Origin of the sequence: Aeromonas sp. ZOR0002 (genome assembly GCF_963866995.1) — a bacterium.
Classification (GTDB): domain Bacteria; phylum Pseudomonadota; class Gammaproteobacteria; order Enterobacterales; family Aeromonadaceae; genus Aeromonas; species Aeromonas caviae.
In genome coordinates, this window is the sequence record NZ_CAWMFQ010000396.1 from 1 (window position 1) to 14,861 (window position 14,861).

General features: G+C 62.0%; 16 protein-coding genes. All 16 read right to left on the reverse strand.

What is annotated here, in order from left to right:
* On the reverse strand, positions 1–883 hold an 883-nt coding region (locus tag AACR77_RS22320), incomplete at its 3' end, for an Hpt domain-containing protein (protein WP_042878943.1).
* 11 nt (positions 884–894) lie between these two features.
* Positions 895–1,635, reverse strand: coding sequence for a protein phosphatase CheZ (locus tag AACR77_RS22325; RefSeq protein WP_041212633.1), 741 nt, complete (start codon positions 1,633–1,635; stop codon positions 895–897).
* Positions 1,636–1,647: 12 nt separating this feature from the next.
* Complete coding sequence (gene cheY, locus AACR77_RS22330; protein ID WP_425278782.1) at positions 1,648–2,019, reverse strand: chemotaxis response regulator CheY; 372 nt, start codon at positions 2,017–2,019, stop codon at positions 1,648–1,650.
* A gap of 122 nt (positions 2,020–2,141) precedes the next feature.
* On the reverse strand, positions 2,142–2,861 hold the full coding sequence (locus tag AACR77_RS22335; RefSeq protein WP_041212632.1) for an RNA polymerase sigma factor FliA: 720 nt from the start codon (positions 2,859–2,861) through the stop codon (positions 2,142–2,144).
* Complete coding sequence (locus AACR77_RS22340) at positions 2,854–3,729, reverse strand: MinD/ParA family protein (protein ID WP_041212631.1); 876 nt, start codon at positions 3,727–3,729, stop codon at positions 2,854–2,856. Before AACR77_RS22340 ends, AACR77_RS22335 begins: the two co-directional genes overlap by 8 nt.
* A gap of 1 nt (position 3,730) precedes the next feature.
* Positions 3,731–5,227, reverse strand: a complete 1,497-nt coding sequence (gene flhF / locus AACR77_RS22345) for a flagellar biosynthesis protein FlhF (protein ID WP_010673931.1) — start codon at positions 5,225–5,227, stop codon at positions 3,731–3,733.
* Between the two features lie 16 nt (positions 5,228–5,243).
* Complete coding sequence (gene flhA / locus AACR77_RS22350; RefSeq protein WP_010673930.1) at positions 5,244–7,346, reverse strand: flagellar biosynthesis protein FlhA; 2,103 nt, start codon at positions 7,344–7,346, stop codon at positions 5,244–5,246.
* A 330-nt stretch (positions 7,347–7,676) separates the two neighbouring features.
* Positions 7,677–8,807: a flagellar biosynthesis protein FlhB gene (gene flhB, locus AACR77_RS22355; RefSeq protein WP_041212629.1), complete on the reverse strand. Its 1,131-nt coding sequence runs from the start codon at positions 8,805–8,807 to the stop codon at positions 7,677–7,679.
* 74 nt (positions 8,808–8,881) lie between these two features.
* On the reverse strand, positions 8,882–9,679 hold the full coding sequence (gene fliR, locus AACR77_RS22360) for a flagellar biosynthetic protein FliR (RefSeq protein ID WP_042878945.1): 798 nt from the start codon (positions 9,677–9,679) through the stop codon (positions 8,882–8,884).
* A gap of 85 nt (positions 9,680–9,764) precedes the next feature.
* Positions 9,765–10,034: a flagellar biosynthesis protein FliQ gene (fliQ, locus tag AACR77_RS22365; protein ID WP_010673927.1), complete on the reverse strand. Its 270-nt coding sequence runs from the start codon at positions 10,032–10,034 to the stop codon at positions 9,765–9,767.
* 123 nt (positions 10,035–10,157) lie between these two features.
* Complete coding sequence (gene fliP, locus AACR77_RS22370; RefSeq protein ID WP_042878947.1) at positions 10,158–10,916, reverse strand: flagellar type III secretion system pore protein FliP; 759 nt, start codon at positions 10,914–10,916, stop codon at positions 10,158–10,160.
* The gene (gene fliO / locus AACR77_RS22375) at positions 10,903–11,286 is read right to left on the reverse strand and encodes a flagellar biosynthetic protein FliO (protein ID WP_010673925.1); all 384 of its coding nucleotides are present in this window, start codon (positions 11,284–11,286) and stop codon (positions 10,903–10,905) included. The genes fliP and fliO overlap by 14 nt, the downstream gene beginning before the upstream one ends.
* Entirely contained in the window at positions 11,283–11,678 is a 396-nt protein-coding gene (gene fliN / locus AACR77_RS22380) for a flagellar motor switch protein FliN (protein ID WP_010673924.1), read from the reverse strand. Before fliN ends, fliO begins: the two co-directional genes overlap by 4 nt.
* A gap of 42 nt (positions 11,679–11,720) precedes the next feature.
* A complete protein-coding gene (gene fliM / locus AACR77_RS22385) occupies positions 11,721–12,794 on the reverse strand; it encodes a flagellar motor switch protein FliM (RefSeq protein ID WP_010673923.1) in 1,074 nt (357 codons plus the stop codon).
* A gap of 10 nt (positions 12,795–12,804) precedes the next feature.
* A complete protein-coding gene (gene fliL / locus AACR77_RS22390; protein ID WP_010673922.1) occupies positions 12,805–13,311 on the reverse strand; it encodes a flagellar basal body-associated protein FliL in 507 nt (168 codons plus the stop codon).
* Between the two features lie 57 nt (positions 13,312–13,368).
* Positions 13,369–14,861 (reverse strand): flagellar hook-length control protein FliK (locus AACR77_RS22395; RefSeq protein ID WP_231563102.1); only part of this gene is annotated, 1,493 nt, incomplete at its 5' end.

The following is a 14,861-nucleotide window of genomic DNA, read 5'->3' on the forward strand; positions in this document are numbered from 1 at the left end:
CCTTGGGCGGCGTCACCGGGGCTGCGGGGGCAGCGGGTGCCGGGGCCTTGGATTCGGGAGCAGGCGCAGGAGCAGATGCCAGACTGTGCTGGGGCGCCTGGCCACGGCCGTGCAGTTCATCCAGCAGGCGCTCGAACTCGTCGTCGTCGATGAGCTCGTCCACCTCTTTCTGGACCGACTGCAAAGGTGCCAGATCGGGGGCACCACCGTGCTGGCCCTGACCATGGAGCTGGTCGAGCAGGGCTTCGAATTCGTCGTCTGTGATGTCACCTGAACCGCTCAGCACGGGGGCGGCAGAGACCGTCGGCGCTTTGCCGACACCGTGCAGCTCATCGAGCAGGCGTTCAAATTCGTCGGCGGAGATCTCGTCGATGGAGCCACCGCCATTGACGGCGACAGGCGCCACCTCGGCGATGACCTCGGGTTCTGGTGCGGGTTCGGGCTCAGGCTCTGGCTGGGCCGCCACGCTGGCGGTACGCAGCTGCTCCTGCCCTTCCGGCTTGCACAGCTCGTGCAGATCGTGCAGCAGATCGGGAGAGGCGGGGCTTATCTCTTCGCGGTTCTGGACCTGGGCAAACATGACGTTGATGGCATCCAGCGCCTGCAAGATGACATCCATCAGCTCGGCACTGAGGGTCCGCTTGCCGTTGCGCAGCATGTCGAACAGGTTCTCGGCACCGTGACAGACATCCACCAGTTCGGTGAGAGAGAGGAAACCCGCTCCCCCCTTGACGGTGTGGAAGCCGCGGAAGATGGCGTTCAACAGGTTCTTGTCATCGGGCCGCTTTTCCAAGTCGACCAGTTGTTCAGACAACTGTTCCAATATTTCTGATGCTTCGACCAAAAAGTCTTGCAGTATGTCTTCATCAACTTCGAAGGCCATGCGTCACTCCATTAGAATCCCAGGCTAGACAGCAGATCGTCCACATCATCTTGACCATTGACCACATCTGAGCGGGTCTGCGGGTTCATGATGGGGCCTTCCGCCTCGATGCCGCTCACTGGCAGGCTACGTGCCGAATTGTCGCTAACGCCCTCACCGAACATGGTCAGCATCTCTATCAACTTCGTTTCAACTTCCTGCACCAGTTTGATCACCTTGCGGATCATCTGACCGGTCAGGTCCTGGAAATCCTGAGCCATCAGAATTTCCGTCAGCAGTTGTCGTAACTTATCGGCATCCGTCTCAGAAGCCTTAATAAAATCATTCAGTTGATGGCACAGAGCCTTGAATTGACCCAGCTCGAGATCCCGGCTCATCAGGGCATTCCAGTTGGGCATGACCAGCTGAATGTTGTCGTTGAGTCGATCGGCGATGGGAAGGCTTGCCTCGACCGCATCCATGGTGCGATTGGCCGCCTTGTCCGTCATGTCGATGACATAGCTCAGACGCTCCCGGGCATCCGGGATCTCATGGGTGGCCAGGTCGGGGATCCTGGGATCCAGGCGAAAATCCTGCAATGAGTTGTGCAATTGGCGGGTCAGCTGCCCCACCTTGTCAAACAGGGCCGCCGCATTGGGGGCGCACACATCGGCGAGGATGGTATCGGCCTGTTCAAACTCTTCCCGCTCCAGGTGGGCAACCAGCATCCTTGCCTGGTCAAGCGAGATCATGGCACTCGTTTTGGCCTTCATCCCTGCCGCTCCTTAGCCGATACGTTCAAAGATTTTGTCGAGCTTCTCTTTGAGGGTGGCAGCGGTGAACGGCTTGACGATATAGCCATTGACCCCGGCCTGGGCGGCTTCGATGATCTGCTCGCGTTTGGCTTCGGCAGTCACCATCAGAACCGGCAGGTGCTTGAGCTTGTCGTCGAGGCGAATCGCCTTGAGCAGGTCGATGCCCTGCATGCCGGGCATGTTCCAGTCGGTGACCACGAACTGGAAGTCGCCATTTTTCAGCATCGGCAACGCCGTGTTGCCATCGTCTGCTTCATGGGTATTGTTGTATCCCAGGTCACGCAGCAAGTTCTTGATAATCCGGCGCATCGTTGAAAAGTCATCGACGATGAGGATTTTCATGTTCTTGTCCAAAGTTCCTCCTAAATAGCCGCCAAGACGGCTCACTTACATGATGCAGATCGCAGGTTTTATGGTGCGGATTATGCCTTAGAGTTGTGCTCCAGTGTAGCCAGTACAACCACTTATAAATTCCAATCTCGCAAACGGGCGCGCAGCCTGTGCATGGCCTGACTATGAATCTGGCTCACCCGAGACTCACTCACACTCAATACTTCACCGATCTCGCGCAGATTCAGCTCTTCATCGTAATAAAGGGAGAGCACCAGCGCCTCCCGCTCCGGCAGGCGGGCGATGTGCTCCGCCAGGGCCCCCTGGAAGCGTTCAGCCGCCAGATCGTCGAATCCTCCCTGACCGTTGCCGTCATCGGGATGACCGATGACATCTTCACTGACGCCCAGATCCTCGATGCCGATGATCTTGCCGCATGAAACATCCTGCAGCATGGCATGGTACTCCCCGAGGGACACCCCCATATTGGCGGCCACCTCGGTGTCTCTGGCATCCCGGCCATGGGCCTGCTCCACGTTCTCGATCGCTTCTGCGATGGCACGGCTGTTGCGGTGCACCGAGCGGGGCACCCAGTCCCCACGGCGGATCTCGTCGAGCATGGCACCACGGATGCGGATGCCGGCATAGGTTTCAAAGCTGGCGCCCTTGCTGCCGTCAAAGTTGCGGGAAGCTTCGAGCAGCCCAATCATACCTGCCTGGATCAGGTCATCCAGCAAGACACTGCTTGGCAGGCGAGCCAATAAATGCTGGGCAATCCGCTTGACCAGCGGAGCGTGTCGCTCGACCAGCACGTAGGAATCCTGATGACGCAAGTATGCTTGGGCTTTATTCACGGGAGTCTTCCTGTGTTATGACCGGCTTTTGCAACAAGTTTTCCAGGAAAAATTCGAGGTGGCCCCCCGGCTGATTCGGGATGGGCCAGCTCGCCGCCTTGTTCGCCAGGGCACGAAATGCCAGGGCGGCAGGGGATTTTGGAAACGCCTCAACTATCAGTTTCTGCTTGCGCACCGCGGCCCGCAGGTTGGTGTCGTAAGGCACGCAGGCCACCAGCTCCAGGGAGGTATCCAGGAAGCGGTCGGTGACCCGGGTCAGCTTGGCGAACAGCTCCTGCCCCTCGCGCAGGGAGCGGACCATGTTGGCCACCACCTTGAAGCGGAACACACCGTGATCCTTGGAGAGGATCTTGATGAGCGCGTAGGCATCCGTGATGGAGGTGGGTTCATCGCACACCACCACCATGATGTCCTGGGCGGCGCGGGTGAAGCTCAGCACCATGTCGGAGATCCCCGCCGCCGTGTCCACCAGCAACACGTCCACCTGGGTCTTCATCTCGCTGAAGGCGCGGATGAGCTCGGCATGCTGTACCGGGGAGAGCTCCACCATGGACTGAGTGCCCGAGGTGGCCGGCACTATCATCATGCCGTAGGGCCCCTCGACGATGATGTCGTCTATGGTGCACTCCCCGGCCAGCACATGGGAGAGGTTGCGATGCACCCTCAGCCCCAGCATGACGTCGACGTTGGCCAGACCAAGGTCGGCGTCCAGCACCAACACCCGCTTGCCCTGGGCGGCCATGGCTCCCGCCACGTTCAGGGTCACGTTGGTCTTGCCGACGCCCCCCTTGCCTCCGGACACGGCGATCACTTTCACTCGATTGTTTTGACGCATTTTGCGCAGACCACTCGCCTGATCCATATACATGTTACTCATAAAACTCCGAATCTTCGGATTCGCCAAAACCCGATCCCCAGAAATAGGGATCTTCTGCTTCCCGTTCCAGCGACCCCATGGCGGCACCGACCAGCAGCGCCGCGTTGGCAACTTGAATATCTTCCGGCACCCGTTGCCCGTCGGTGATGTAACTGATGGGCAGGGCGTTTTGAATGCACACGTTGATCACTTCACCCAGATTCAGGCTCTCGTCGAGCTTGGTCAGAATGCAGCCGGAGAGCGGAATGCGCCGGAAGTGATCCACCGCCTCCTGCATCACCCGTCGCTGGGAGGTGGCCGACATGACCAGATAACTGCGGATGCGCACCTTGGCATTCTTCACCAGAGTGTCGAGCTGTTCGGTCAGGCGGATATCCCGCTGACCCACCCCGGCGGTGTCGATGAGCACCAGCCGGCGATGGCGGAACTGATAGAGGGCACTGGCCAGCTCTTCGGCGTCCCGCACCTGCCGCACCGGGCAACCCATGATGCGACCATAGGTCTGCAGCTGTTCGTGGGCCCCGATCCGGTAGTTGTCCGTGGTAATGAGCGCCACCTGCTCGGCGCCATACTTCATGGCAAAGCGGGCCGCCAGCTTGGCGATGGTGGTGGTCTTGCCCACCCCGGTCGGTCCGAGCAGGGCCACCGCCCCTCCCTGACGCAGGATCTCGTCCTCGCTGATCTTGAGTTGGGCCGTCAGCACCTCGGCCAGCTGGGCCATGGCCTGATGGATCGGCATGTCTTCGGGGATGAGGCCCGCCAGCTGATCGGCGAAGGCATCGTCGAACCCCATCTTCTTGAGTTCCTTGATGAGCAGGGCGCGCATGGGTTCGCGGCGCTCCACCTCCTGCCACATCAGGCCGGAGATCTGGTGCTCCAGCAGCTTGCGGATGCTGGCCATCTCCTTGCGCATCCCCTCCATCTCCTGATCCCGCTGGGCGGACTGGGTCTGGCGCGGGGCGGCGGCAGGACGGGCCTTGGGCTTGGCGGGCTCGGGAGCGGCGCCCCACTGGCCCTGTTCGGCCAGGGTTCTGGGAGCACTGGCCGCGCCCGCCAGTCCGGCGGACTGAGTGCCGGCAGCGCCATTGGCGGGCCAGGAGGCCGAGGCTGGCTGACCGTTACCTCCGTTGCCAGACCATGATCCCGGGGCGCCATTGCCACCCGCCGGGTTGGCCGGATTGAGCTTCTGCTGGCGTGCCAGCAGGGCCGCCAGGGTATCGGCGTAGTATTCGTTCTGTTCCTTGGGTGGCGCCGACCTCGTCATCTGCTTGCCCGCAGACGAGATATTGACGCTCTCTTCATTCAACTGACGGCGAACCGGCGCGTCTTTAGGCCCCGGTACCTGGGATTGATAATCGACGGCCGCGACTATCTCCACCCCACCGGTGACCTTTTTGTTGGACATGATGACGGCATCGGGTCCGAGAGTCTCCTTGACCTCGGCCAGCGCCGTGCGCATGTCTTTGGCAAAAAACCGCTTAATCTTCACCCGTCATCTCCGCTAACTAGCCCTGTCCCACCGCACTGACGATGCGGATCTGCTTGTCGTCAGGCACTTCCTGATAGGACAGCACGCGTAATCCAGGAATGGCATTCTTGACAAATTTCGCCAGGGTATTGCGCAATATCCCCGATGTCAGAAGCACGGCCGGCTGGCCTTCCAGTTCTTGTCGTTGAGTGGCTTCCACCAGGGAGCGTTGCATCCGCTCCGCCAGTCCCGGTTCGATACCGGCGCCATCTCCCCCACCTGCTTGCAGGGATTGATGCAATATACGTTCCAGTTCTGGTGACAAGGTGATCACCGGCAGCTCGGGCTCGGGGCCGGCAATCTCCTGCACAATCAATCTGCGCAGGGCGATCCGGCAGGCTGCGGTCAGCACTTCCGGGTCCGGGCTGCGGGGCGCATATTCCACGAGGGTCTGCAGGATAGTGCGCATATCGCGAATTGGCACGCCTTCATTGAGCAAATTCTGCAATACCTTCACCAGGTTGCCCATGCTGATCACCTCGGGAACCAGTCCTTCCACCAGCTTGCTCTGATGCTTCCCTATCATGTCGAGCAGTTGTTGCACCTCGTCATGACCCAGCAGCAGCGCCGCATGGTTGGAGAGGATCTGGCTCAGGTGAGTAGCCACCACGGTGGCCGCATCGACCACGGTGTAGCCAAGGGTCTGGGCCTGGGAGACCTGCTCCTTGGCGACCCAGACCGCCTCCAGCCCGAACGCCGGGTCCTGGGTAGCGATACCGTGGATCTGGCCGAACACCTGCCCCGGGTTGATGGCCATCTCCTTGTCGTGATAGACGGTGGCTTCCCCCGTGCTCACGCCCATCAGGGTGATGCGGTACTGGTTGGGGGCAAGATCCAGGTTGTCGCGAATGTGGACGGCAGGCACCAGAAAGCCCAGCTCCTGGGAGAGCTTCTTGCGCACCCCCTTGATCCGGTTGAGCAGCTCGCCCCCCTGATTCTTGTCCACCAGAGGTATCAGCTGATAACCCACCTCCAGGCCGATGATGTCCACCGGCATGACGTCGTCCCAGCTGAGATCCTTCTGCTCCACCGGGGCATCCCCCTGGGCCGGCATGAGTTCGCCGCTCGCCGCCTTCGCCTTGTTCTGCTTCTCGCGGCGCAGCAGCCACCAGGCGCCCGCCGCCGCCACCGCCCCCAGGCTCAGGAAAGCCAGGTGCGGCATGCCGGGTACGCTGCCCATCATCAGCAGGATGCCGGCGGAGATCACCAGCGCCTTGGGATTTTCGAACAGTTGGCCGAGTACCGCTGTCCCCATGTCCTGGTCGGTATTCTGACGGGTAACGATGATGGCCGCGGCAATGGAGAGCAGGAGCGAGGGGATCTGGGCGACCAGACCGTCACCGATGGCGAGCAGGGTATAGACCTGGGCCGCTTCGCCGAAGGTGAGCTGGTGCTGCATCATGCCGATGATGAAGCCGCCGATGATGTTGATGAAGAGGATCATGATGCCGGCGATGGCATCCCCCTTCACGAATTTGGAGGCACCGTCCATGGAGCCGTAGAAGTCCGCTTCCTGAGTCACGTCCTGACGGCGCTTCTTGGCCTCTTCCTGGTTGATGAGACCGGCGTTCAGGTCCGCATCGATGGCCATCTGCTTGCCGGGCATGGCGTCAAGGGTGAAGCGGGCGCTCACCTCGGAGATCCGGCCCGCACCCTTGGTGACCACCACGAAGTTGATGATCACCAGGATCATGAAGACGATGATGCCCACGGCATAGTTGCCGCCGATCACCACGTTGCCGAACGCCTCGATCACATGGCCTGCCGCCGCGCTGCCGTTGTGGCCTTCCAGCAACACCACCCGGGTGGAGGCAACGTTGAGGGCGAGCCGCAGCAGGGTGGCGATCAGCAAGACGGTGGGGAAGGCGGCAAATTCCAGGGGGCGGCGGGTATAGACCGCCACCAGCAGCACCACGATGGAGAGGGCGATGTTGAAGGAGAAGAGGATATCCAGCATCAGGGGCGGAATGGGGAGTACCACCATCCCCAGAGAGGCCAATACCAGCAGCGGCGTTCCTACCCCTCTGCTGAGCAGCCACTTGTACTCTTTGAAACGGCCCAGTCCCGCTTTGAATCCCATCGTGCATCTCAATGATAAACTGCCAATAGCGGATTAAAGCAAATATCAAGCCAAGGATTCAATATATTGATTTATATGGTTTTTATTTTAACGCTGTCAGAAGTCCGTCGTTGGCGTCACGGGGAATGGTGACAGGGGGGAAGCTGCCTTCACCAAGCCGGCCAAAGGCCAGCCCAGGCCATGGGGCGAGGCGACGCGCCTCGACAGGGAGATTGCGGCCTTGTTTGCGACACAAGGGAGAGATCGGATGGTGGGGCCATCCCACCGCTTTATTTGCGAAACGCGGGGGGCACAAGGGAGAGCACCCGGGATCAGGCTGCCTCCACTGCGTTATTTGCGAAACTCGGGTGGAATGGGCAGATCCTTGGCGATGGGGGTCGGGCGCCGGCCGCGGCCACGGCGGAACTTCTTGAGCTGATAGACATAGGCCAGCACCTGGGCGACGGCGGCGAAGAGCCCCTCCGGGATCTCCTGGCCAATCTCGGTGGCGTGGTAAAGGGCCCGGGTGAGCGGCGGGGAGGACATGACGGGGATGTCGTATTCGCGCCCGATCTCCCGGATCTTCATCGCCACCTCGTCGACCCCCTTGGCCAGTACCTTGGGCGCCGCCCCCGGCTTGCCCGCATCGTATTTGAGCGCCACCGAGTAGTGGGTCGGGTTGGTGATGATCACATCGGCCTTGGGGACATCCCCCATCATGCGGCGCATGGCCATCTGCATCTGCAACTGGCGTATCCGCCCCTTGACCTCGGGCTTGCCTTCGCTGTCCTTGAACTCGTCCTTGATCTCCTGCTTGGTCATCTTGAGTTGGCGATTGTGGTTCCAACTCTGGAACGGCACATCGATGGCGACAATGGGGATCAGGGCGCAGCAGAGGATGATCAGCATCCAGAGCAGCAGGTCCAGGGCATCGACGATGCCGCCGGGAAAGCCCTCGAGAGAGAGATTCAGCAGATGGTTGAACTGGCTAGACAGCATCCACCAGGCGAAAAGACTAATAAACACCACTTTCGCGATGGATTTGACAAGTTCCACCAGGGATTGCACCCCGAACATCCTTTTGATGCCGCTCAGGGGGCTCAGCTTGCTCCACTTGGGCAGCATGGCCTCGGAGGAGAAGTTCATCCCGCCGAGCAGGGTGTTGCCGACGAAGGCAGCGATGATCACCAGCATGAACAGCAGCCCCAGAGGCTGGATAAGCTCCCCCAGCAGAGCGGGCACCATGGCCCCCATGGCATTGGGGTCGAACGCCTGATCCCGGTCCAGGGTAAAGCCCATGGTGAGCACCTTGATCATGGCCCCTGCCAGACTCTCCTTGATCATCAGGAGGCCGAACACGGTCGCCAGCAGGACGCTGGCGGTACCCAGCTCCTTGGAACGTGCAATCTGCCCTTTTTCCCGGGCTTGTTGCAGTCGTTTGCCCGTGGGTTGTTCTGTGCGTTCCTGATCGGTATCAGCCATGCTGGCCTCCTGCCGGCATCAGCCGACTGGCGGCCCGCCAGAGTGGCGGCAAAAGGACCGCAACCGGTGGGGCCTCAGTCATGCTGGCCCCCGAAGCACTGAACGTTGATGAGCTCGCAGCTGATCTCCTGCACCCGCTCCCAGAGCGCGTCGAAGTGTCCCATGAAGCCACCGATGGTGAGCCAGAGGATGAACAGGCCCGACATCATGCTCACCGCAAAGCCGATGCTGAAGATGTTGAGCTGGGGGGCCGCACGGGTCATCACCCCGAACGCGAAGTTGATCAGCAGCAGGGCGATGATGGCCGAGAGCGCCATCACCAGAGAAGCCTGATACATGACCCCGAGAAAGCTCACCAGGCTGCGGATGGCAGGCAGGGTGAGCCCGCTGTCAGATACCGGCAGGGTTTCGAAACTCAGCACCACCATGCGCAGCATCAGCAGGTGGCCGTCCACCGCAAGAAACACCAGGGTCGCCAGCATCAGGTAGAACTGGCCCACCACGGGAGCCGACTGGCCGTTCATGGGATCCACCAGGGTGGCAAAGCCCAGGCTGGTCTGCATGGCGATGACCTGACCCGCCATCACGAAGGTTTCCAGCAGGAACTGGGTCATGAGGCCGAGCGCGATGCCGATGAGCAGTTGCTGCCCCAGCACCAGGAAGCTGCCGAGGGAGAAGAGCTCGATCTTCGGCATCGGGGGCAGCAGGGGGGCGATGATGAGGGTGATCGCCAGCGCCAGGCCGATGCGGATATGGGCGGGGGCGAGCCGGCTGCCAAAGACCGCCATCACCATCAGGAGACTGCTCACCCGGGCCAGAGGCCAGAGGATGGAGGAGAGCCACTCCATGATGAGCGCCGTGGTGTAGGTCATGACAGCAACACTCCCGGCAGGGGCAAGCCAACGGGAGGACGCAGGCACCGGTCTGCCAGAGCGAAAGGGTGGCCCTTGGCTGGCATCAGCCCACCACCTCGGGGATCTGGCTCACCATCAGCTGGAAGAAGTCCATCAGGCTCTGCAATCCCCAGTGGGCCCCCGCTCCCAGGGCCAGCAGGGTGACCACCAGACGGGGCAGGAAGCTCAAGGTCTGTTCGTTGATGGAGGTGGCGGCCTGGAAAATGGCGACCACCAACCCCACCATCAGGCTCGGCAGGATCACGGCGCACACCATGATGGTCACCAGCCAAAGCGCCTCGCGAAAGACGTCGACGAAGGTTTCAGGACTCATTGCTCGCTCCTTGTGATGGGTTTGCCCAGGGCCGCATCCTCCTGGCCTCCTCCTTCGAGAGAAAGAGAGGCCTCGCGCCCTCCCCGAGTGAAGGGGAGAGCCAGGGGGAGGGTCTGCCCTCCCCTAACCACCCGAGCCCAGCCCGAAGCTGGTGGCCAGGGAGCCCAGAATGAGGTTCCAGCCATCCACCATGACGAACAGCATCAGCTTGAACGGCAGGGAGACCAGCATGGGGGAGAGCATCATCATCCCCATGGCCATCAGGATACTGGCGACCACCAGATCGATGACCAGGAAGGGCAGAAACAGCATGAAGCCTATCTGGAAGGCGGTCTTGAGCTCGCTGGTGACGAAGGCCGGGATCAGCACCCGCAAAGGCACGTCCGAAGGCTCGGCCACCTGCACGTTCGCTATCTCCATGAAAGTATTGAGATCCTTGACCCGGGTCTGGGCCAGCATGAACTGGTGAATGGGCAGCTCCGCCTTCTCCAGGGCCTCCTTGGCCCCGATGGTCTCGGCCAGATAGGGCTGCAGCGCCTCGTTGTTGATGCGATCCAGCACCGGCGACATGATGAAAAACGACATGAAGAGGGCGATGCCGATCAGCACCTGGTTGGAGGGGCTCTGCTGCAGACCGATGGCCTGGCGCAGGATGCCGAGCACCACGATGATCCGGGTGAAGGAGGTCATCATGATCACCATGGCCGGCAGGAAGGAGAGCGCGGTCATCAGCGCCAGCACCTGCAGGGTCAGACTGTACTCCTGACTGCCATCCGCCATGGTCTTGACGGTGAGTGCAGACATGCCGTCCTGGGCCATCGCCAGGGGCGAGAGCACCAGGGAGAGCAGTGCCAGCCACCCGATCCAGTTAACGTTTTTCATGCTTGCCCATCAGTTTGCCCAGTTGCTCGGAGAACGCCTGAGGCTGGCTCTCGTCCAGCGGCTCCTCCAGGCGATAGAGGAAGTTGACCTGCTGCGGCGTCACCCCGACCAGCAGTTGCTGGCCGCCCACCTTGACCACCATCAGCTTCTCCTTGTAGCCAAGGGGCAGGGTGGCGATGACCTTCATCTGGCCCCCTCCCATCACCTGGGAAAGCTTGCTCTTCTTGAGCAGGAAGCCGAGCACCAGGATGAGGCCGATCACCATCAGGCTGGAGAGCAGCCAGGAGGTGAGGCTGGGGGGATTGGCCCCTACCCCCGGGTTGGCCAGGGCAGGCAGGGAAAACAGCCACAACGGGAGCACACGGATCATTTGAGCTTCTTGATCCTTTCAATCTGGCTGATGACGTCGGTGAGGCGGATACCGAACTTGTCGTTCACCACCACCACCTCGCCGTGGGCGATCAGGGTGCCGTTGACCAGCACGTCCAGGGGCTCACCCGCCACCCGATCCAGCTCCACCACCGAGCCCTGGTTCAGTTGCAGCAGGTTGCGAATGCTGATCTGGCTGCGGCCCACTTCCATGGCGATGGTCACCGGGATGTCCAGAATGGTGTCCAGCTTGCGCCGCTCTTCGGCGCTGATGGGGGCTTCGTCCTTCAACTCCTCCAGGGGGGCAGGCTTGGCTTCGGCCGTGACCTGCTCCTCCAGTGCGGCCGCCCAGGCGTCAGCCATCAAATCCTGCTCGTCATCGGTTCCGCTCATCTTCAATTCCTCAGTGTTGCAACACCTCCCCCGGGGGGAGGATCAATCAGGGTGTTTGTCAGAGATGCTTCGCTCGAGCTCTTCCAGCTCGGCTTCGCCATCAATGCGCACGCCCCCGCGGGTCACCAGATGCATCTCTGTCTTGACCCCGTCAGGGCGCTTGATTTTGTCGGTGATCTTGAGCGCCACGTTCTCCTTGGTGCGCCCCATCTTGGCGTGGAAGGTGGGCAGATCCTCCACAAAGACCAGCAGGTTCTCCGGCATCTCCACCGGGATGATGTCCCCGGGTCTGAGCTCCATCAGCTCACGCAAGGAGAGCTCGGTCTCCAGCAGCTTGGCCTTGAGCTCCACCTTGACGTCCATGATCTCGTCGCGCAGGGCCTTGCTCCAGCGCACGTCGGTATCCCCCTTGTCGCTCTGCACCCCCGCATCCAGCAGTTCGCGGATGGGTTCCAGCATGGAGTAGGGCATGGCCACGTGGAAGTCGCCGCCACCGCCGTCCAGCTCGATGTGGAAGGAGCTCACCACGATCACCTCGGTGGGGCTGACGATGTTCGCCATGGCCGGGTTCACTTCGGAGTCGAGGTATTCAAAGCCCACGTCCATCACCGGCGCCCAGGCATCCTTGTAGTCCTCGAACACCAGCTTGAGCAGCATCTGGATGATGCGCCGCTCGGTGGGGGTGAATTCCCGCCCCTCGATCTTGGCGTGGTAGCGGCCATCACCGCCAAAGAAGTTCTCCACCAGGATGAAGACGAGTCGCGCCTCCATGGTGATGAGCGCCGTCCCCTTGAGGGGGCGGAAACGCACCATGTTCAGGCTGGTGGGCACGAACAGGGTGTGGACATATTCGCCGAACTTGAGCATCTGCACGCCGTTGATGGAGACCTCGGCAGTGCGCCGCATCATGTTGAACAGGCTGATGCGCATGTGGCGAGCAAACCGTTCGTTCACCAGCTCCAGGGTCGGCATGCGGCCGCGGACGATGCGGTCCTGGGAGGAGAAGTCGAACTGGGCGATACCGGGATCCCCGGCAGCTCCCAGCTCCTCCTCCTCGACATCGTCGACGCCGTGCAGCAGGGCATCAATCTCGTCCTGACTTAACAGATCGCTCACGCTTCACCTTTCATTGCATGACAAAGCCGGTAAACAGCACTTGTTCGATTACGGGAGAAGAGACCAGGTCGTTCAGCACCCGGCGGCACTCTTCCAGCGAATCCTGACGCAGCTTCTCCTTGCCCTCGAAGGTCATCAGCTGTTCGGCGGTCGCCGAGCTGAAGACCCGCAGCAAGGTGCCTTCGATCAGGGGAATGTTCTGTTTGGCCAGGGTTTCGTCGGCGGTGCCGCGCACCATCAGCTGGATCTTGATCTGCACCAGCCGATCCCGCTGGCCTCCCGCCACGTTGAACACGAAGGGACGGGGCATGCCCACATAGAGCGAGGGCTGGGGCGTGTTCGCCTCCGGCTTGGCCTCGCTCTTTTCGGCAGCGGGCTCATCCCCACCGGCGAGCATGAACCAGGCGCCGGCGCCACCCCCACCAAGGAGCACGACGGCCAGGGCGACTATCATGATCAGCTTCTTTTTCTTGCCTGCCGCCGGATCCTTCAGCGTCAGTTCGTTATCGTCTGCCATCCCTTGTCCACCCTAGTCTCAAACTTGTTCGGTATCATAAACTTACTTAAGAATGCATCAAGCATAGAAATCGATTCCGGCATCGTTTGCCGATTCCACCAGCAGCGTGAGGTTGCGAGCGCTCCCCTCGGCCTCTCTGCCATCGCTGCCGCCGCCATTTCCCCCCTGTCGCCCCTGGTCACCGAAACCGGACTGACCCTGGGAGGATGACTGCCCCTGCTGCTGGAAGGCTTGCTGCTGCGCCTGTTGTTGCACCACGGTCTGGCCGAGCTGGATCCCCTGCCCTGCCAGCATGTCGCGCAGGCGCGGCATGGCCTGCTCCAGCATCTCACGGGTCTGGCCATGCTGCACCACGAAGTGCACGCTGGCCTGGCTGGAGGCATCCATCTGGATTTGGATCTTCATCTTGATCTTGCCAAGCCCCAGGGGGTCTAGCTGGATCTCCGCCTGCTGCAGCTTGTCCGCCAGCATCAGGTTCACCTTGTGGTGCAGCTGCTCGGGGGCCTCAGGGGTCGCCAGCTTGAGGTGGGGCAGGCTCTGAGGCTCCCGTCTGACGGTCGCCTCGGCCAGCGGTCTGTTCTCGCCGACCTGGCTCTGTGCCTGATGCAAAGGCTGGCTCACCTCGGCGGGTTCACTGCCCTTGACCTCCATCCCCGACTGTTTACCCAGCTCATCGAGCCGGGACTTGTCCACCGCGGGCTTCACCGACACGGCAGCGCCGGCGGCCACCACGGGGGCACTCTCCATCTGGTCCAGGCCCGCCGAGAGGGCCGTCAGGGGGGCCTGTGCCCCCTGGGATTCGTGACGGGCCAGGATCTGCGGCGCCGCCTGGACTGGGGCCGGGTCCTCCGTCGTCACGGGCCGGCTGCTCCCTGCATTCACCGCAGGCTCGGCCCCTGCACGGGCTCCCTGCCCGCTCGCGGCCTCAGCCTGTCTGGCCTCACCGGCGACAGGGGCCTCCTTCTCTGCCCCTGCCGCCGTCGCGGGCGGGGCGGACTCCGGTGTGGCCGCAGGGGCCGGCCCCTGCGCCACCGTCCGGATCACGCCATCGCCATAGGCGCTGGCGGCACGGGAAGCGGTTGTCCCCTGTCCGGCCGACGCCAGGGGATCGGTCACCTGTGCCTCTTGCGATGAGTCAGCCCGGGTGACAGTGGGAGCCTGGGCGTTTTCTCCGGCCACTACTTTGGCGAGCAGGGCGGCACGCTCCTGACCCGAGAGAGGGGGCTCGACCCCCTTGGCATCCGGCTCCGCTCCCTTGCCTGCCATGGGCTGGCGGGTCACCCCGCCCTGGTCGGCCACGGCGGTGTCATCGGCCAAGGGGGGCTCTTCGGCCCCCAGCGGCAGAGCCCCCTGACCGCTCGGCACGGCGCTGGCGCCTTGGGCCGCACCGGGGATGGCCTTCGTTTTGTTCCCTTCCTGCTGACGCTCTGGCGTCATCTGCGACAGGGAGGCGCTCCCCTCTGCCGCCTCCACGCCCTCTGCCATCCCCACGTCCTCTGCCATTCCCACCCCCTCTGCCATCCCAGGCGCAGCGGCGCCAGGCGGCAAGG

What these genes read in the sequence shown, in the direction of transcription:
- AACR77_RS22325 (WP_041212633.1), bottom strand. Translation starts at nt 1,635, where the DNA reads ATGAAGGCCAAAACGAGTGCCATGATCTCGCTTGACCAGGCAAGGATG.
- fliR (WP_042878945.1), bottom strand. Translation starts at nt 9,679, where the DNA reads ATGACCTACACCACGGCGCTCATCATGGAGTGGCTCTCCTCCATCCTC.
- fliL (WP_010673922.1), bottom strand. Translation starts at nt 13,311, where the DNA reads ATGGCAGACGATAACGAACTGACGCTGAAGGATCCGGCGGCAGGCAAG.
- flhB (WP_041212629.1), bottom strand. Translation starts at nt 8,807, where the DNA reads ATGGCTGATACCGATCAGGAACGCACAGAACAACCCACGGGCAAACGA.
- fliN (WP_010673924.1), bottom strand. Translation starts at nt 11,678, where the DNA reads ATGAGCGGAACCGATGACGAGCAGGATTTGATGGCTGACGCCTGGGCG.
- fliO (WP_010673925.1), bottom strand. Translation starts at nt 11,286, where the DNA reads ATGATCCGTGTGCTCCCGTTGTGGCTGTTTTCCCTGCCTGCCCTGGCC.
- fliQ (WP_010673927.1), bottom strand. Translation starts at nt 10,034, where the DNA reads ATGAGTCCTGAAACCTTCGTCGACGTCTTTCGCGAGGCGCTTTGGCTG.
- cheY (WP_425278782.1), bottom strand. Translation starts at nt 2,019, where the DNA reads ATGAAAATCCTCATCGTCGATGACTTTTCAACGATGCGCCGGATTATC.
- fliP (WP_042878947.1), bottom strand. Translation starts at nt 10,916, where the DNA reads ATGAAAAACGTTAACTGGATCGGGTGGCTGGCACTGCTCTCCCTGGTG.
- AACR77_RS22340 (WP_041212631.1), bottom strand. Translation starts at nt 3,729, where the DNA reads ATGTATATGGATCAGGCGAGTGGTCTGCGCAAAATGCGTCAAAACAAT.
- flhA (WP_010673930.1), bottom strand. Translation starts at nt 7,346, where the DNA reads ATGGGATTCAAAGCGGGACTGGGCCGTTTCAAAGAGTACAAGTGGCTG.